19 protein-coding genes and 2 pseudogenes are annotated in these 16,472 nt (G+C 65.1%); 8 read left to right on the top strand and 13 right to left on the bottom strand.

The genetic code is table 11. The features are described from left to right. From ABTX60_RS41715 to ABTX60_RS41735, 5 genes are all read right to left on the bottom strand, one after another. Positions 1 to 640, bottom strand: a 640-nt coding sequence (locus ABTX60_RS41715; protein ID WP_352101929.1) for a uracil-DNA glycosylase, incomplete at its 3' end; no start/stop codon positions are given. Between the two features lie 361 nt (positions 641 to 1,001). Beyond that, positions 1,002 to 1,706 (bottom strand): DUF8548 family protein, encoded by a 705-nt coding sequence (locus tag ABTX60_RS41720; protein ID WP_352101930.1) that lies wholly within the window; start codon positions 1,704 to 1,706, stop codon positions 1,002 to 1,004. 406 nt (positions 1,707 to 2,112) lie between these two features. Next, positions 2,113 to 2,664 (bottom strand): hypothetical protein, encoded by a 552-nt coding sequence (locus ABTX60_RS41725; RefSeq protein ID WP_350835171.1) that lies wholly within the window; start codon positions 2,662 to 2,664, stop codon positions 2,113 to 2,115. 58 nt (positions 2,665 to 2,722) lie between these two features. Then, on the bottom strand, positions 2,723 to 3,211 hold the full coding sequence (locus tag ABTX60_RS41730) for a hypothetical protein (protein ID WP_350835169.1): 489 nt from the start codon (positions 3,209 to 3,211) through the stop codon (positions 2,723 to 2,725). A 1,185-nt stretch (positions 3,212 to 4,396) separates the two neighbouring features. Continuing rightward, entirely contained in the window at positions 4,397 to 4,573 is a 177-nt protein-coding gene (locus tag ABTX60_RS41735) for a hypothetical protein (protein ID WP_350835167.1), read from the bottom strand. Between the two features lie 411 nt (positions 4,574 to 4,984). Between ABTX60_RS41735 and ABTX60_RS41740 the strand changes: the two genes are divergently transcribed. Further along, the gene (locus ABTX60_RS41740; protein WP_005569266.1) at positions 4,985 to 5,974 is read left to right on the top strand and encodes a recombinase family protein; all 990 of its coding nucleotides are present in this window, start codon (positions 4,985 to 4,987) and stop codon (positions 5,972 to 5,974) included. A 101-nt stretch (positions 5,975 to 6,075) separates the two neighbouring features. On the opposite strand, the gene ABTX60_RS41745 is transcribed toward ABTX60_RS41740, so the two are convergent. The 7 genes and pseudogenes from ABTX60_RS41745 to ABTX60_RS41775 form a co-directional block, all read right to left on the bottom strand. Continuing rightward, positions 6,076 to 6,369, bottom strand: a complete 294-nt coding sequence (locus ABTX60_RS41745; RefSeq protein WP_003943405.1) for a HigA family addiction module antitoxin — start codon at positions 6,367 to 6,369, stop codon at positions 6,076 to 6,078. Between the two features lie 44 nt (positions 6,370 to 6,413). Further along, positions 6,414 to 6,695: a type II toxin-antitoxin system RelE/ParE family toxin gene (locus ABTX60_RS41750; RefSeq protein ID WP_003943404.1), complete on the bottom strand. Its 282-nt coding sequence runs from the start codon at positions 6,693 to 6,695 to the stop codon at positions 6,414 to 6,416. 164 nt (positions 6,696 to 6,859) lie between these two features. After that, entirely contained in the window at positions 6,860 to 8,293 is a 1,434-nt protein-coding gene (locus ABTX60_RS41755; RefSeq protein WP_352101931.1) for a hypothetical protein, read from the bottom strand. A gap of 106 nt (positions 8,294 to 8,399) precedes the next feature. Then, positions 8,400 to 9,101: pseudogene (locus ABTX60_RS41760) on the bottom strand (ATP-binding protein); the annotation flags it as partial. After that, complete coding sequence (locus ABTX60_RS41765; RefSeq protein WP_352101932.1) at positions 9,098 to 9,784, bottom strand: hypothetical protein; 687 nt, start codon at positions 9,782 to 9,784, stop codon at positions 9,098 to 9,100. The pseudogene ABTX60_RS41760 and the gene ABTX60_RS41765, both read right to left, overlap by 4 nt. Beyond that, positions 9,729 to 11,255 carry a hypothetical protein gene (locus ABTX60_RS41770; protein WP_350835152.1) on the bottom strand — a complete coding sequence of 509 codons (1,527 nt, stop codon included), beginning with the start codon at positions 11,253 to 11,255 and terminating at the stop codon, positions 9,729 to 9,731. The genes ABTX60_RS41765 and ABTX60_RS41770 overlap by 56 nt, the downstream gene beginning before the upstream one ends. Beyond that, the gene (locus ABTX60_RS41775; protein WP_003945394.1) at positions 11,252 to 12,019 is read right to left on the bottom strand and encodes a TnsA-like heteromeric transposase endonuclease subunit; all 768 of its coding nucleotides are present in this window, start codon (positions 12,017 to 12,019) and stop codon (positions 11,252 to 11,254) included. The genes ABTX60_RS41770 and ABTX60_RS41775 overlap by 4 nt, the downstream gene beginning before the upstream one ends. A gap of 603 nt (positions 12,020 to 12,622) precedes the next feature. On the opposite strand from ABTX60_RS41775, the gene ABTX60_RS41780 reads away from it, so the two are divergent. The 4 genes from ABTX60_RS41780 (at position 12,623) to ABTX60_RS41795 (ending at position 14,125) form a co-directional block, all read left to right on the top strand. Continuing rightward, positions 12,623 to 12,766 (top strand): hypothetical protein, encoded by a 144-nt coding sequence (locus ABTX60_RS41780; protein ID WP_290289351.1) that lies wholly within the window; start codon positions 12,623 to 12,625, stop codon positions 12,764 to 12,766. Between the two features lie 39 nt (positions 12,767 to 12,805). After that, positions 12,806 to 13,015 carry a hypothetical protein gene (locus ABTX60_RS41785; protein WP_003945392.1) on the top strand — a complete coding sequence of 70 codons (210 nt, stop codon included), beginning with the start codon at positions 12,806 to 12,808 and terminating at the stop codon, positions 13,013 to 13,015. 73 nt (positions 13,016 to 13,088) lie between these two features. Beyond that, positions 13,089 to 13,343 (top strand): hypothetical protein, encoded by a 255-nt coding sequence (locus ABTX60_RS41790; RefSeq protein ID WP_003945385.1) that lies wholly within the window; start codon positions 13,089 to 13,091, stop codon positions 13,341 to 13,343. Between the two features lie 86 nt (positions 13,344 to 13,429). Next, the gene (locus tag ABTX60_RS41795) at positions 13,430 to 14,125 is read left to right on the top strand and encodes a ParB/RepB/Spo0J family partition protein (protein WP_003945386.1); all 696 of its coding nucleotides are present in this window, start codon (positions 13,430 to 13,432) and stop codon (positions 14,123 to 14,125) included. Here the strand turns inward: ABTX60_RS41795 and ABTX60_RS41800 are convergent. Continuing rightward, positions 14,023 to 14,244 (bottom strand): transposase, encoded by a 222-nt coding sequence (locus tag ABTX60_RS41800; RefSeq protein ID WP_321208815.1) that lies wholly within the window; start codon positions 14,242 to 14,244, stop codon positions 14,023 to 14,025. The two genes, ABTX60_RS41795 and ABTX60_RS41800, sit on opposite strands and share 103 nt — an antisense overlap. A 32-nt stretch (positions 14,245 to 14,276) precedes the next feature. Between ABTX60_RS41800 and ABTX60_RS43375 the strand changes: the two genes are divergently transcribed. From ABTX60_RS43375 to ABTX60_RS41815, 3 genes and pseudogenes are all read left to right on the top strand, one after another. Continuing rightward, positions 14,277 to 14,633, top strand: a complete 357-nt coding sequence (locus ABTX60_RS43375) for a DDE-type integrase/transposase/recombinase (RefSeq protein WP_391591280.1) — start codon at positions 14,277 to 14,279, stop codon at positions 14,631 to 14,633. Between the two features lie 104 nt (positions 14,634 to 14,737). Beyond that, entirely contained in the window at positions 14,738 to 15,844 is a 1,107-nt protein-coding gene (locus ABTX60_RS41810) for an IS110 family RNA-guided transposase (RefSeq protein WP_003945393.1), read from the top strand. Positions 15,845 to 15,860: 16 nt separating this feature from the next. Then, a pseudogene (locus ABTX60_RS41815) lies at positions 15,861 to 16,123 on the top strand (transposase); the annotation flags it as partial. Positions 16,124 to 16,472: the final 349 nt, after the last annotated feature.

Here is a 16,472-nt window from a genome sequence, read left to right on the forward strand (position 1 = left end):
GCTTTCTGCTGGTGTGGTGGTTTCCGGTGGAAAGCATCCTGGCGATGTCGGTGATGGCGGCGTCGAATCGTTCCCGTCCGCCGGCCGAGTTCAAGCCACGATCGGAGCAATGAGGAATGTTTCCCGGAACGACATACACGTCGCGTTCGATGCCGGCGCGCTCCCACCCGTCCCGTGCGGCGACACCCAACAACAGCACTATCTCCAAATTCGGGCACAACGCGACGAACTCTCGGGTCCACTGAGCCGAGCGGGCACGTTCGGCCGGGGTGGAACCACCGTTCTTGACCCCGGAGACAGGGAACGGGACGACATTCCAATGCACCACGTCCGACCACGAAATACCGGCGCGGGCATACGCTTCGCGACAGTTGCGTGCAGTGCGGTCGTTGTTGTCGAGACTGAGCAGACCCGACCCGGTCCCGGCCTCAGCTTTCGTGGAGGGGTTGTCCAGCAGAACAAGAACTCGCGCATCGATTCCACCGAGATCCGGATCCACGTAGGGCACGTGTCCGTGGGGGAGCCCGACAGAGTCGGCGATACGGTCCGCGAGCGAATTCAACGCCGCCACATGAGTGTCGCGAATACGGTTCTTCTTCTCGACAACTACCGTGGGGTCGGCGTTGCGTCCGTTACTCATGATGGTGAGTATTCATGGTCGTCGTACTCCTCGAAACAGGCGCCCAGCAGATAACTCGTCCACCGGCCAGAGTTTATGAACATGCTGTGGCAATCGCTCCGATGACAATCACCAAGAAGACAACGAAACCGATGAATTCCACCACTCCTTCAGCGGGTGAACCCTTTTTCGCAGCACTCATCTGAACCTCACTCCTGTCGTTTTCCCCGCGAAGCTCGGACACGATCAACGCAGATGCGACTCGCAGTCTCATCGCCCTGTTTCACAGCAAGAGTGGCACGGCCCGCCGACATGTTCCGTTGGCGGAGAATCGCTGAACTCAGAAGGTCAGGCGTGCAGTTGGTCGCTCCGCAGCTAGCGCTCAGCTCTGTTGGTTCACAGGTCGGCCGGATTCGAATCGCCAGATCGCATGATCGAGATGGGTGACGTTGTGGCCGCATTTTTCGGCGACCGCTTTCACAAGCATCGCGGCATCGGTTGCGCTCACATTCTCCGCGACCGCTCCGATCGCGTCGGCGACGTAGCGGATGACCATGCGATCAGCTTTCACACCGGGAGTACCAGCGAGCATCAGGAAGTAGTTCCAGGTGATCCCGGAACGCTGGCCAGGTACCCGCGCCCAGGCTTTCTTCGCGCTCGCGAGATCGTCGGCGTCGGCGGCGCGGAGGTCGTCGGTGCTGTCGATTCCCAGCTCACGCAGCCGCCCGGCAGCCTCATGAATAGCCGCAGCCTTGAGCGGAGCACCCTTGCTCGTCGAGGTTGGTTTGCGATTGTTCGTCATCTCAGCCCACTCCTTCGGGCCGCCGAGTTCGTCGAAAGTCTCCAACAGGGCGCCGGCATTGTCGGTGTCGGCATCACCGCCCTGCGCCTGCCGGAAGTCGATGTAATGCCTCAGGACGTTTTTGACGGAGTTGTAGTGTGCGCCGGTGGACGCGATCGAGTCGATGATGCACAGAGCAAGGCTGCGCGGGTAGCCATCCGGGCGGAACCACAGATCAGAATCGCCGAGGTCGGCGTTGCAGCGCTTCGCGAGGAGTTCAAGCCGATCATCTGATGGCGTGGGCATGTGTGTCCTCTGATCTGTGCTTCGTGTAGGGTCTCGCTGCCGATGACATTTCGAGACGCCGTGACATGCGCGTTCATGTCGGGTCTCACGGTATGGCCACCGCGATCTGTCTCAACCTGATGACATTTCTTCATCGGACACTGTGCCCACACCAGCTGCCTGTCCCGTGTTTTCGCGTTGGTTCCGAGTAGCCGACCGCGAGATCCCGTTTGTTCGGACTGCCCCGTTTGACGCCCGTTTGACGCCCCGAAGGCAAAATCAGTGGACGGGGCTATCGGGTTTGTACTGGTCGGCGAGTTTCGATCAAGGGCCGGTTTCAGGACGTGCCGGTGCGGGTTCGGCAGACGGTACATCGCAAACCTCGTCGGCGCTTTTGAGTTGGGACGCATGTTTCGCCGGGCCGCGATCATCGCGCCTCGTTCGACCGACTCCGCGTTTCCTCGATGCGTTGCCGCTGTCGGACCCCGTACGCCGCCTCTTTGACGGCGGCGTCGTCCTCGAGACCCGAACCGAGGGCCCCACCGATGGTCGCGATGGACGCCAGCAGCCAGGTGAGCGTCAGGTAGTCGGAGAAGTTCACCCCGTGCCCGAGAACACTGGACAGCAGTTCCGAGGGAAGAGTCAGACACGCGGTGAACAGCAGCAGGCAGAACAGGGCCACATGCAGCACGACGACACCGATGACCAGGGTGACTACGGTCGCGGTGTTGTACAGCACCGATCGATCGCGTTCCGCCGGCGACTTCGGCCGCTCCCAGAGTTCGTGGTCGAGGATCAGCCAGAGAATGATCGCCACGATCGACAAAATCATCGCCACACTCATACGCCATGGCCCCATCGTGTCGGCGAACAACCAGATCGTGTTGGTGGCCAGCGCGATCGCACCCGTGGCGAAGGCGCCGACGAGGACCTTCGACAGTCCGGTGACCAGTCGCCACGGCCGGTTGGCGCGCACCATCCCCGACAACAGTCGCAGTCGCCGCAGTCCAGAGGGCGCGAAGTACCGGATGCCGTCCTCAACTTGCGCAGACCGGAACCGTCGCGCCGCACCGGGGGGGCATGAGTGCCGGCTCACCGAGGATGTGGGCGATGGCGAGTTCGGTGATGGTGCGGACGCGGCGCTCGATGTGGATGCCGCCCACTCCGGCGACCGAGATGAGCGCGAATTTGTGGTCGGCGCTGACGTCGGCCACCACCGGGAGGGTGTCCTCGCGGCGCGGCAGATCGGTGAGGTATACGACGATGTCTTCCTCTTCGGAGGACGGATCGACCGTGTCGATGATATCGGCGAAATCCGCTTGCTCGTCGGGCAGGTACGGTTTGCGGCGCACGCACGTCGTCCACCGGCGCTCGTCCCGGTCAGGGCTGCCCAGGCGTTCCGGCAGGTACTCCGCAATACGTTCGGCAAGAGCCGCTGGTTCGCCCGGATCCGCGATCAGCAGCACCGAGACCTGCTCACCCGCGGCACCGGAGCGCCCTCCCTGCAGGTGCTCGTTCGCCTTCACCGCCTTCGCGTACCCGCTCGGTCTGAGCCCAAACTCTAGGCAGTGGGGTGCGAGACGATCCACCACGCCCACGCGATAGGAAAGCGGAGCTGGAACGGGCCCGGCACCGACCGCGGATGCGGCCGTCGGTCACCCGGTCTCGTTTGACGCCGGCCACTCCCCGGGGATCGGACCTGCGTGGGAGGCGCGGACTTCGGGGTGGGGGCGCAGCGGTGGGTGCCGGGATCGACGGTGAGGTCCTCGGTGTCGGCGAAGATCAGCCCGCCCGTCGTCGAGCGCGATCGCCCACCGATGCGCCGGCGCCCAGCCGTAACCGGCGCCCCAGGTTCGGTCAGTGCCGCGAAGTCCTCGACGACCTCGCCGAGGTCGTCCGCTTCGGGCTTTCCGGCGGACCAGCACCCGGACGCCGATCGTCAACTCCGGGCCGCGCGCAAGCCTGTTACCGCTTCTAGTGGGCCATGGGCTGCACCCTTTCGCTCGGTGAAGTCCGGGGCTCGAAGCATAAGCACCTTCCCTGCAGCAGGCGACCCGAAGTGCCCGGACCAATCCGGCGATCGCCGGTTACTCACCGGTACAAATGCTTTGGCTCCCCCCGCCCCGGTTGCCACTTGCCAGATGGTGGTGCACCATCACTGCCGTGCGCAGTCCACGCTGGCCCGCGACCGCCCCACCGCCGTGCGGCGGTGACCGGGTGCACGGTCGCCGACTGCTGACCGTGCGCACTCACCTGACCCTTGAGCTGGTGCCGGATCACCGCGTACCCATGCGGGCTCGCGCTGCAGCTGGCCCTGAGCGCCACCGGCCGCCCGGCCCGGCGCGCTCTTGCACCAGACCCGCCCGCTGACCGACCCCGCGGATCCGTCGGCCCAGTGGTCCTACCTCGACGTGTGGGCCGGGACCGACGACCTCACGGTCGCTGACCCCTACTTTCCCCGCCCGGATCTCCACGCCACCGCCACCGGGATCTGCACCTTCCGCAGCGAGCCGCTGTACTGGCTCCCGGCACCGGCGCGGACGGTCACCCTGACCGCCGAATGGCCGCAGATCGGGTTGCCCGCGAGCCTCACCACGCTGGACCTGGCTGCGGTCGCAACCGTCGTCGACGCACCGCCCACCCTGATACCCAGGACGCCGATCAGTCTCCGCCATGCCGCCCGGCGCCGCGCAGCTCGGGATACCGGGCGGTCAGCCGGGCCACCCGTTGATGCACCTCGGAGAGTTGTCCCCGTGGCGGTCCTCTGTGCGTACTCCTCGGATGTTCTCGATTCGGGCGGTGAGTCCCTCGATCTCCTCGTCCAGCAGGTCGCGGAAGACCCAGGCTTGCGCGATATCGGGGTCGAGGTCGTCCTCGGTCGGTGTCATCCGGTGCTCTCTGCTCGGTGCGTCCGGAAACCGGGAGGGTGCGGCCGCGCGGAACCGGGAGGGTGCGGCCGCGCGGAACCGGGAGGGTGCGGCCGCGGAACGTGACGAGACTGCGCCGCGGCAATCCAGCGAGACATCGTTGCCGAGCCCGGCGACCGGCGTCAACCCGCCACTCCACTCCACGGTACGAACCACCTCTCACCAGACGTGATGTCAACCGCAGGGATCGTCGTCCCGAGGGACGGGTTCTCCGAAGTCGTCGGTGAGCTTGTCCCGAAATCCTGGAAATGGGACGCCATCCAAACCCCCGCCGGGATCCTGTGAAAGCCCAGGGCGGCGTGTCCCAGAAGTTAATTCCATAATTGTGTATCACAAGTTCGGTTCGAACATAACTTTCGGTACGCTCCAGGTGTGGAGTTGGGATACGCCCGGGTGTCGACGAGCAAGCAGGACCTCACCCGGCAGATCGACGCACTCGCCAAGGCGGGAATCGATCCGGCGAACATCTACGTGGACAAGAAATCCGGGACCACCACCGAACGCCCCGGACTACAGGCGCTGCTCGAATGCGCCCGCGGCGGTGACGTGATCGTGGTGCACACCCTCGACCGGCTCGGCCGCACCGTCCGCGACACCCTGAACCTGATCCACGACCTGCACCAGCGCGACATCGGCTTCCGCAATCTGGCCGACCCGGTCCGGATCGACTCGACGAACCCGGACGACCCGATGGGCCAGCTGGCGGTGGTGCTGCTGGCGCTGTTCGGGCAGATGGAACGCACGTACGCGGTCGAGCGAGCCGCGCACGCCCGCACCGTGGCCACCGAGAAGGGCCGCCGCACCGGCCGGCCCAGCGTGGTCAGCGACGCCCAACTCGCCTACGCCACCCAGCTACGCGAGGGCGGCGCCACCATCGCCGAGATCACCGCGAAGACCGGACTGACCCGCTCGACCCTATACCGGCATCTGCCGCCCCGACAGTCCGAGACGCTTACCGCCGACACCGACCCGGACGAGGAGAAGCCCTCGCCGTCACCGGATCCGGCGGCGCCGCCCCCGACGACGGGATCGGCATGCCCGACCTGCGGGTATCAACCCACCACGCGTCGGGAACTGGTCCCGCACCGCGCCGACCTCGCCACCGTCTGGCTGCACCTCGACAAACGCGAGCACCTGCACAAGGCGCGGCACTGTGCCCGCTGTCAACCGCACGGCCACGTCGTGGTGGTCAGCTGCTCGAGGTGCGGTGACGGCCCGCTGCTCACCGGCTCCTCCAGCGACGACCCACCCCGACCGGTCCTGGCGTGGCTTGAACGTCACGAATGGACCACTACTCCAGAACTCGTCTGCGGCAACCACAACACGCGACGGCGACTCGATATCGAACCCCGCAAACGTTGATGCTCGCCAGCGGTGGCCCCCAACGGTGAAGCGCTGGGGCAACCGCAGCTCGGCGAGTGCGCCGGATCGTCCGCGGGGCACCGAGTCCGATACCTGCCGATCTATGCCGAGAGGCGCGTGATCTTGGCGAGGGTGTCGCCTAGCTTGTCGGCCGCAAGGTCGAGCTCGTAGCGGTCCTGGATGTTGAGCCAGAACTGGGCGCTGTTGCCGAACGCCTTGGCCAGCCGCAGCGCGGTGTCTGCGGTGATCGACCGCTTGCCGTGCACGATCTCGTTGATCCGCCGCGGCGGCACACCGATGATCGTGGCCAGGCGGTTCTGCGTGATGCCGAAAGGCTCGAGGAAGTCCTCGCGGAGGATCTCGCCGGGGTGAATGGGGCTCAGGTCTGTAGTCATTGTCGGTGTTCCTTTCCGTGGTCGGAGGTGTCGGTTCCGGGTGGTCAGTGGTAGTCGGTGATCTCCACGTCGTATGCTGCGGTGGCGCGCCAGATGAAACAGATGCGGTATTGATCGTTGATCCGGACGCTGTACTGGCCCACCCGGTCTCCGGAGAGCTTCTCCAGGCGGTTGCCTGGGGGCACCCGCAGGTCGTTGACGTCGGTGGCCGCCTCGATCAACAACAGACGCCGGCGCGCGATCCGCTGAATGTCCTGCGGGAGCTTCTTCGAGAACTGCCGGCGAAAGACTCGCTCGGTCTCCTTGTCGGCGAACGATTCGATCACCTCACCACTATAACGTACTGCGTTAATAACGCGCAACGTTACACGCGCGTTCGAGCGTCGGGACCAGCGCCGCAGTCACCTGCGGTCTTGTTCTCCGGGCAACGTTTTGCCCGGCCCTGCACTGTGCACGACTCGAGCGTGCACCGCACGACGGCCGAGACCGATCAGTGCGCCAGCCGCCGGATCGCTACGGACTGCGGGTTGCCGGCGTCGGTTGGCGGCCGAATCGGGATGCCGTAGTCCTTTGCGATTCGGCTCATCCGCGACACGCTGCGCCCCACCTCGTGTCCGAGGTCCCGCAGGGTTCGCCGCTGGGTGACGTACTGGTGGTGAAACCATGCCGGATCGACCGGCGGGCCTCCGGCGCTCGGCGCGATGCCGTGGTGTCGGGCCAGCCGACCGGTCACCTTCCGGCTGGCTCCGATCATCGCGGCGATCTCGGCGAGGGTGCGGCGTTGGACGCAGTAGAGGTCGACGAACTGCGCCCGGCTCAACGTTTCCTCTGCGGCGGTCTGGGCGACGCGTCGTTCGAACCGCTCTGCGGCAGTGGGTGATGCGGGAGCGGGATGGTTTTCGAGGAGGTGGCGGATCACGTCGAGGGTGGTGGCCAATTGCCGCGCGATCTCCGACAGCGCGGTGTGTTCGTGGCGGGTCAGGTCGTGGAGGGCGGCGAGGTCCACGGCGGCGGGGTTGGGTCCGGGCAGTTCGAGCCCGTCGAGCAGATGCAGGGGTGGATGCCAGTAGACGGGTTCCTCGTCCAGTCCGTGGTCGTCGAGGAAGCGGCGGGCCGCCTGGTCGAGCGGCCCGGACAGGGCGGGGGTGAGTGCGCGCGGAAATCCGGACAGTTTCGCGCGGACGTCGTAATCGTCTGCGAGGAACGGGGACTGGGACGCGGGGAGCCCGCTGAGTCGTTCGAACAGCAGGCAGCGGGCGAAGTCCGCCTTCTGGCCGGCGCCTGGGGGTGTGCCGGTCCGGCGGCATATCTGTTTCCACAGGTCCTCGGGTAGCAGGTCGCGGTAGTCCAGGCGCCGCCGCCGCTCGTAGTCGATCGGCGGCGGTTCCGCGCGGAGGTGGTCCGCCAGAAGGGTCAACGCGGTTAGGGTGTCGTCCCAGTGTGGGGCGTTCCGCAGATGTGCCAGTGTGCGGGTGACCCCGCCCGCGGGGACCGCTGATCCCAGGCGATCGGCGGCCTCGCCGACGGTGAGCGTGGTGCCCACCAGCAGTAGTGCCGTCGACAGGGCCGGGCGGACCTGCGCCGAACTGCACGGGGTCACCGTGCACCGCAGCGACCATTGCGGCCAGAGCAGGGTCGGGATGCGGCGGACGGCGTCGTCCACCGCGGTGGCGTTCGCCGACGGGCGGCTCGGGACGGGGGCGGCGCTGCGGTATCGCAGCTGATCGACGGCGCGGACGAATAGTGGCCGCAACGCGGCGACCTGGATGGCCACCAATCTCGTGCTGGTGGCGCTGCCCCAGTCGCCCATGACGCCGGCGTCGACCTGTCGGCCCAGCCGCCGACCGCCGTGCACCAGCCACCGCAGCGACTCGCCGGCGTCGGCGATATCGGACCGATCCAGTATGGCCGCGGCCGCGGTCACCGCGACGGCTGTCGCGATCGCCCCGCCGGCCCTCGAACGGCCGCATCCCCACCAGCGTGGTGCGCCGCGCCGTCTGCGCCTCGGCGAACAGGCCGCGTTCGGCCAGCCTGACCCCGATGAACACCACGGTGACCGGGAACTCGTTGGCGATGTACTTGAAATGGTTGCTGATCTCCACCCCGCTGGTGGCGTGCACGCGGAGAAAATGCAGATCATCGACCACCAAAAGCCTGGTCTCACACGAGGTCACACAGTCCAGGGCGCGACGGGACAGGTCGGCGCTGGTGCCGCGAGTGTTTCCGGGGTGGGCGTAGAACTCGAGCATCGCCCGGTTGAACTCCTTGAGCCCGGTGTTGCCGGTCAACCCGACCCGGCACACCGGCCACCGCTGGTGGCCATCGCGGGTGTGGGTGCCCTTGATCCGGATCTCGCGGCGGTGAAAATCCTTGGCGAACGCCAGGACCGATGTCGTCTTGCCCAGGCCGGGGTAGGCGTCGATCGCGACCGCGCCCTTGGCCTTGTCGCCGAACTGGAGGTTGCTGTCGACCACGGTCGAGAGTTGCTCGTGCAGCGTGGTCAGTTGCGGTGTCCGGATCGGGCCCAAATTGGCGTGCCACAGCTGCCGAAAATGGTTGTAGACCTCGGCGTCGTCCGCGGTGAGCGCCCGCAGCTGCCGGCGGGTCAGCACCTCCGGCGCGACCAGGGAAGGGGCGTCGGCGAACTCGCGCCACCCCTCCTTGCGGGAGAGCGCCACGTTGCCCAGCGGCGCCAAGTCCTGCAGGTGCTGCCGGATCAGGGCGATCGTCACAGGTACTCCAGCGCATCGGCGTAGAAGTCGCCGTCGTCGGGCCGGTCCGGCTCGTCCTCGGCGTCGTCATCACCGACGTCGATCCCCTCCTCTGAGGCTGCGACCGTGGGTGCAGTATCGCCGTGTGACGGATCGAGATGACGCCTCACCGATGGCGGCCCGGTCACCTCGTTCGTGCGCGGCGGTTCGAGGTCGAGTGCCGCGTCCTCACGTGCCATACGCAACGCCATGCGCCGCTCGGTCATGCTCGACCCGAGGCCGAGATTCCAGCGCTCGAGCAGGTCGGCGACCGCGATCCGGTCGTCGGGGTAGGTGTACTTCGCCTTCGCCAACCGGCGGGCGAATGCCAACGCGTCCTCACTGAGCGGCATCTGCATCGACCGGGCATGCTCCCACTCGAGCGGATACCACCTGCGGGAGATCGGGTCCCGCAGGTAGATCCGGGTGATGTCGTCCGGGTCGACGTGCAGTGGCCACCACCGGCCCTTGCCCTTTCCCCGGTCCGGGTACGGGCTGGCACCGTCGCGGCACCCGAGCGGCAGGTCGCCGTGGTACCGGCGACCGTGCACCTCGAACCCGTAGTGCTGCAGGGTGCGCCACTCCACCTTGAGGAACTCATACCCCAGGTCAGGATCGCGGGGAACCTCGATGTAGCCGGCCCGGGCGATGCCGTGCTCGAACATCACCGCCGGCGACATCTTCACCGACGGCAGATGCGGATCGAGCAGGCTCTCGTGCGGCCGGTGGTGGTACACCACCGCCACCCACTCCCGGATGATCGCCTCCAACTCGTCGAGGTAGAAGAACGCCTCCGACTCCGGCGCCACCCCACGCGAATGCACATCCGGGCCCTTGTATCCGGGCAGCGCCTGCAACAGGTCCTCCCGGATGGTGCGGAAGAACCGCTCCATCCGGCCCCTTGTCGCGGCCGGTCCGCAACCGGGCCGGCTGGATCGAGATCCCCATCCGCTGACACACGCTGGTCAGATGCTCGGAGACGTAGATCTTGCCGTGGTCGATCACGATGGTCTCCGGCGCCAGCGCCGGAGACGCAGCCCCACACATTGGCCCGTCGATCGCGTCGACGTCGACCAGCAGGGACCGGGGAATCCCGTGCTCGGGCCACACCGCATGCGCGGGCCAATCCTTGCCCGCCGGACGCGGCCGGAACGCCTGATACAACGTGGCCGCAGCATCGACCGCCTTCGTCGACACCGGCGTGAGCTGGATCCCGACGACACAGCGGGTGTACCAGTCCATCCCCACCGTCAATTCCGCCTGCACCCACCGCAAGGTCACCGGATCCAGGGCGAACACGTCCAGCCGGGTGGTGTCCATCAACAGGTACTCACCCGGCCGGGTCGGCCGCAGCTTCCCGTACGGTCCCTCCGGGCGGGCCGCGATGTCCCGATTGCGTTTGGTGCTCAACCGGAACGTCGGGTGCCCCCGCTCCAGCTCCTCGAGTATCCGGAACGCGGTGGCCCGCGACGGCAGCTTCACCACGCCCGCACCGAACCGGGCCACCACCCGGGCGTTTGCCCGCTCGATCACCATCGTCCGTGACGGCCGCGATTGATCGGTGTGCTCGACCATCACCTCCAACGCCGTCTCGATCCAGCGTTGGTCGCGGTGTTCCATCGGCGCGTTCCCGGCCGCTCTGCCCGATACGAGGCCGGCCTCGCCGCCGCGGCGGTAGTCACCGACCCAGCGCCGCAGTGTCCGCACCCCGATCTCGAGCTCCGCGGCCTTCGCCGCATACCGCTCAGTCAACGGCACCGTAGGGTCGTACTCGGCGCGCGGTTCTCCGCTCGCCGGCAGCTGCGCAGTGCCCGACCTGTACCCGGTCAGCACCTCGCGCACGTGCGCGGCCCGTTCGAGTACCTGGGTACGTTCGGGCTCGGTCAGCATCGCTGTCACGACGGAAGACAACTCGCCGGGATCGTCGGAGCACGGCCCGCCCTCATCGGGGATCACCCGCACATTCTCCGAGGTCAGCAGCTCTCGGACGGCAATGCGACGGATCTGACCGTTCGTCTTGGTTCTGAGCACGACCTCATTACTCGCCGCAGTTGCCATCATCTCGATCACCTCGACGATCTCACCGTCGTAGATGAACCGAGTCCCGACACCGACCCGCGTCGCTGCGCCACTCATGACGCGGTCCGCAACACGCTGGCGGTGGTCAACCTCTGGGTCATGTCCACACTGAACTCCTGCCGCCACAGCAGATGAAACAGTGCCGCCCGTACAGACGGTGCCGGATAGGCAGACACCGCAGACAGTGCTTCTTCAATCCTGATCCCCTCCCACACTGCACTTCTGACCGCGGCGAGCACATCCGGATCGAAGAACCACGCCCGCCGATAGCCGGCGAGGAACCGCACATTCTCCAGCTCGATCGGAGGGGGCTCGCTCCACACCTCGTAGCGCCATCCCCGTGCGGTCAACACCGACCTGGTCCACTCGAACGTGAACGCCACCGTCTTCGACGCCAACTGCCGGCGAGGTTTCACATCCACGATCACCGGTCCAGCGTTTGTCAGCAGTAGGTAGTCCGGAATGTGTCGGCGTTCCTTGCCGCCGACGGAGCAGCTCAGCAGAAACGGCTGCGCGGCAATGCGCTGCACCCCCACATCGAAGTCCGCGAACAGTAGCCGTGCCAGCTCCAGCCGCGACTCGTAGATCACATGATCGGACTCGGTCGCAGCCCAATAGGTACCCGAATAGTGCTGCTGACCTGCATACCAGCGAAAGGTCCGCCACGGCGTGGAGGCAACGACGTCGTCGACCGCGACCTCATCGAGTGGTCGGATCTCCTCGGCGCCGTCCCCTACGTGGCGGCGCGACAGCTGCGCCGCACCCAGATTCCATGACCCGGCACGCGGTTTCGCCGATCCAGCGACCGTAGCGTTCCCCATCGCGGTATCTCCCCGCATCGGAAGTACTCGGTTGGATCATCCACCCGTTATCCGCGCCCACCACGTAGCCACGCCGAGACAATCTCACTCAGATGGCCAACTGGCCACCGAGTGGCCATCTCGCGTGAGATTTGGCTAAGGTTCTCGAGACCCTACAATGCTCCGCTGCGCTCCGCTCTGTAGAAGCGAAAAGATCCTTTTTCCTTTCTGTCCTTCCGATCCTGATCGACGGCGGTCCCGGCGCAACCCCTGGCGGCTTCGCCGGCCTCCGGCTCCGAAAACTTTTTCAAAGACGCTTCGCTGAAAAACTTTGCGGCCCAAGCATTGCGCCGTGCCCTCATACCGCCGATCCGGAGCTCCATGTCAGAACGGAAAAAAATTGTCAGGGGCCACCGAGAGGGTCCGGACACCAACGAAAGGTCAAGTCAGTGAACGGTTACGACTTCGAACAAGGCAAAGACCACGACGCCGCGACCATCCATTACGCCGGACTGACTTGCGGGTGCGGTGACTACTCCTGCCCTCGCATGCACGACGACGCCGCGCAGTGCGTCAACGCCGAGTAACGACAACCACCCACCAACCTCGAGCAAAGGAAAAACGATGAGCAACGAGACGAACTGCGATTGCGGCCAAACCTCCTGCCCTGCAATGGCAGACGGCACGCAGATGTGCAGCTACCCGGACCCCGGCGACTACGCCTGCACCGCGCAAAGAGCTGGCGACGAGGACTGCATCTGCGGTTGAGCGACCCGCCACCCACCACCCACCACAAAGGAGCCCCACATGAGCACCGAAACCGACACCCTCGCACCCGCGCTTGTCGCCGTTGTCGAGGCGACCGCAGCGCTCGATGCAGCGATGTTCGACCGCCGCCGCGAAGGGTTCATCGACGTCACCGCCCTGGTCGACGCCTTCGCAGCCGCCCGCGCCGCAGCACGCGATGCCGGACACACCGAGGAGGACATCGACGCCGCCGCCACCCCCACCAACTAACCACCCACCCATCCGTCACACGCAAGGACGCGCAGCATGACCGACCACAACCGCCCGACCGAAGGAGAAAACGATGTACGGCTACGACCTGCACAACATCTGCGAGAAAGCAGATGCCTGGGCGAAGTTGTTCGAGACAGCCGAGTATCTCGACAGCGTCGTCGAGCACAACTGCTGTTCGGAAATCGACGTGTTCGTGGAGTTGCTCATCGCACTCGATTACCACGGCCACGCCTCCGCCCTGATGGACGCACACATCGAGGCCGATAGCTGCCGAGACCGTCACCCCACGGCCGATCAAGTGATCTTGGAACCGGCCACCGCTTGAGATCGAAAAACCTACGGAAACAACACAACACCGGGCAGTTGGTACCTGCCCGGTGTTGTGTCCCGAAGTCTACGAGAGGAATCGCGATGACCGCAACACACACCGCCCCCGCCGCAGCGATCGAGGTCGCGCAGCTGCACCCCGACGCCCTCGACATCGGTGAGAACGTCCGCGACAGCGTCGATCTGGCGCAGACCCCCGACTTCGTCGAATCCATCCGCGAAAACGGAGTGCTCGAAGCGATCAGCGCCGTCCGGACCGCAGACGGAACGATCGTCGTCCGCGACGGCCAGCGCCGCACCCTCGCCGCCCGCGAAACCGGACTGACCACCATCCCCGTCGTGATCTACCCCGACACCGAAGGCAGTGACAAGGCCCGCGCCGTCGACCGGATCGGTAAGCAGATCACTGCCAACCGGCACCGCGAAGGGCTGACCGCAGCGCAGCACACCCGAGGAGTTGCGCAGATGCTCGAATTCGGCGCATCCATCACGAAGGTGTCCAAGACCCTCGCGATGGACAAAAAGGATGTCAAAGCCCAGGCAGCGGTAGGGAAAGCCGAGGCAGCCCGCGCCGCCCTCGATGCCGGACAGCTCGACCTCGCACACGCGGCAGTAGTGGCCGAGTTCGAGGAAGCCGGAGACACCGAAGCCGTCGAAAAGCTCCTGACCACCAGGCCTTACAACTTCGACCACGTAGCGGAGCGACTACGCGGGTTGCGCGAAGAACGGGAGGCATACGCCCGCGCCATGGTCAGCCCCGTCTTCCGCAACCAGTTGTAGCCGGCGTTTTCATGAATGCCGACCGCTCGCGCTGCGGCGCGGACCGTGCCACCTCTATCGAGCAATCGAAAGAATTCTTCCTTCTGCTGATCCGTGTACTTTTTCCCAGCCACCGCCACACCTTCCAGTAGGTGTTGCGACGATCGCTGGAATCCAAGCCCGTGAAGGTAAAATTTACTGCGCCGCTGTCCTGGATACGTTTTCGAGGCGAGTCGTCGGTTGGTCGATCGACAGCTCGCAGACAGCGACGTTGGTGACAAACGCTCTAGGAATGGGCATTTCCAATCGAGGCCCAACACCCGGCACACTCATTCACTCGGACAGTGAGACTGTTCGTGCCGGTGTTTTCGGATTTCCTGACCGTTACCGCATGGAGACGAGAGAATGCTGGTGCCGGGAGTTCCCAGTGTTCCTGACCCTCACTCCGATCGACGATCGTGTGTCTTTCCTTGGATTTGTCGGTTCCTGGGAACCCCCGGTGAGGCGCTACGCCTCACCGTCGGGGTGACCTGAGGAGAGCCTGCACCACCAGGTGCTCATCACTGTCTTGTCCGCCGGTTCGGTCGATGCGCGGCGCCGCCTTGCTCATCGGTCAACGGAGAGGAAAGCGACATGACAAGGATGCCTGACAAAGCCGATCTCGATCAAGACCGGCGAGTGTTCGCCGGAGTCGATACCCACAAAGAACTGCACGTCGCCGCGGTGATCGATACCGACGACAACGTCCTCGGAACTCGCAGTTTTCCGACCACCCGAAACGGGTATCGAACCATGCTGACCTGGATCGGCGAGTACGGCAATCTGATCCGGATCGGTATTGAGGGCACTGGCTCCTACGGAGCTGGGCTGACCCGCCACCTCGCGAAAGCCGGCGTGACGGTACTCGAGGTGGACCGCCCCGATCGCTCGGACCGTCGCCGTAAGGGCAAAGACGACGACCTCGACGCCATCAACGCGGCCCGCGCAGCCAAGACCAACCGGCGCACCACCACCCCGAAATCGAAAGACGGTGCCGTCGAGTCACTTCGGGTGTTGAGGGTGACCCGAGCCCATTCGGTACGAGAGCGGCGCAGTGCGCTGCAACTGCTGCGGATGACGATCATCTCCGCTCCCGACGAGCTGCGCGCTCAGGTCCGCGATCTGACGCGGATGCAACTGATCCGCCTCCTCGCCGCCTGGCGACCGGATGTCGCGAACGCTACTGATCCCGTGACCGCCTACCGGGTGTCGATGAAGTCCCTGGCTCGCCGCTATCTCGAATTAACCGACGAGATCGCCGATCTCGACGAACTGATCAACCCAATCGTGAAAGCCCTCGCACCTCAACTACTCGAGCGCGTCGGAATCGGTATCGAAGTCGCCGGACAAATGCTTGTCACCGCCGGCGATAATTCCGATCGAATGAAATCCGAAGCCGCGTTCGCGATGCTATGCGGTGTTGCACCGCTACCCGCATCTTCTGGCATGACCCAACGCCACCGCCTCAATCGCGGCGGTGACCGCCAAGCCAACCGAGCCTTGCATCTGGCCGTCATCGGCCGCATTCGACTCGACCCGAAAACCCAGGCCTACGTAGAGAAGAAAACCAGCGAAGGCCACTCGAAACTGGAAACTATCCGGTGCCTGAAGCGCTACCTGGCTCGCGAGGTCTACTACCTCCTCAACCCTGGACCGCAGACAATCACCCCGAACACCCGACACCATCGAAAAGCAGCTTGACTCTCAGGAGAGCATCCACGGAGTGCAGTTCACGTCCTGGGCATTCACCCACCGGGCGCACGACTCAGGGCTGGTCCCGTCAATGGGATCGATCGGCGATTGCTATGACAACGCCGTGATCGAATCTTTCTGGGGCAGAATACAAACCGAACCCTTGAACAGAAAACGCTGGAAAACGAGGATCGAACTGGCCAACGCCATGTTCGAGTACCTCGAGATCTTCCACAACGGTAGCGTCGGCACAGTGCACTCGGGATGCTGACCCCGATCGAGTTCGAGACATACACTTCACACGTCAACCCGTTGCCTGAAGTCAAATATGGCGGCTCCACGAAACTCGGGGTACATCACTACGGATACTGTCAGGTAGAGACCGATCTAGGCGATCGCACGTGTCACCAAAGTCGTCATCAAGTTACCTCTTCCTGTCACAAGCCGGAGGGTTCGGCGCATCGCGGATCAACCCTCACACCTGTTGGACCCTAACGAGTGTCACTGTTGAGCGGGACCCATCCGACCTCAGTCGGATGCATGGGACTGTCTGAATAACGGTGGATCCGGTCCTTGATTCAACACGCCGAGCTGAGCTTGGCGGGAAGGATCGACGATGACCGAAACACTTGATCCC

It is taken from the genome of Streptomyces sp. NPDC126510, from assembly GCF_040302345.1.
Classification (GTDB): domain Bacteria; phylum Actinomycetota; class Actinomycetes; order Streptomycetales; family Streptomycetaceae; genus Streptomyces.

Excerpts from the sequence above, each read along its gene's own strand:
- ABTX60_RS41720 (WP_352101930.1), bottom strand. The coding sequence starts at position 1,706 with ATGCCCACGCCATCAGATGATCGGCTTGAACTCCTCGCGAAGCGCTGC.
- ABTX60_RS41725 (WP_350835171.1), bottom strand. The coding sequence starts at position 2,664 with ATGGTGCGCGCCAACCGGCCGTGGCGACTGGTCACCGGACTGTCGAAG.
- ABTX60_RS41735 (WP_350835167.1), bottom strand. The coding sequence starts at position 4,573 with ATGACACCGACCGAGGACGACCTCGACCCCGATATCGCGCAAGCCTGG.
- ABTX60_RS41745 (WP_003943405.1), bottom strand. The coding sequence starts at position 6,369 with ATGACTACAGACCTGAGCCCCATTCACCCCGGCGAGATCCTCCGCGAG.
- ABTX60_RS41765 (WP_352101932.1), bottom strand. The coding sequence starts at position 9,784 with ATGTTCGAGCACGGCATCGCCCGGGCCGGCTACATCGAGGTTCCCCGC.
- ABTX60_RS41770 (WP_350835152.1), bottom strand. The coding sequence starts at position 11,255 with ATGAGTGGCGCAGCGACGCGGGTCGGTGTCGGGACTCGGTTCATCTAC.
- ABTX60_RS41775 (WP_003945394.1), bottom strand. The coding sequence starts at position 12,019 with ATGGGGAACGCTACGGTCGCTGGATCGGCGAAACCGCGTGCCGGGTCA.
- ABTX60_RS41780 (WP_290289351.1), top strand. The coding sequence starts at position 12,623 with ATGAGCAACGAGACGAACTGCGATTGCGGCCAAACCTCCTGCCCTGCA.
- ABTX60_RS41785 (WP_003945392.1), top strand. The coding sequence starts at position 12,806 with ATGAGCACCGAAACCGACACCCTCGCACCCGCGCTTGTCGCCGTTGTC.
- ABTX60_RS41790 (WP_003945385.1), top strand. The coding sequence starts at position 13,089 with ATGTACGGCTACGACCTGCACAACATCTGCGAGAAAGCAGATGCCTGG.
- ABTX60_RS41795 (WP_003945386.1), top strand. The coding sequence starts at position 13,430 with ATGACCGCAACACACACCGCCCCCGCCGCAGCGATCGAGGTCGCGCAG.
- ABTX60_RS41810 (WP_003945393.1), top strand. The coding sequence starts at position 14,738 with ATGACAAGGATGCCTGACAAAGCCGATCTCGATCAAGACCGGCGAGTG.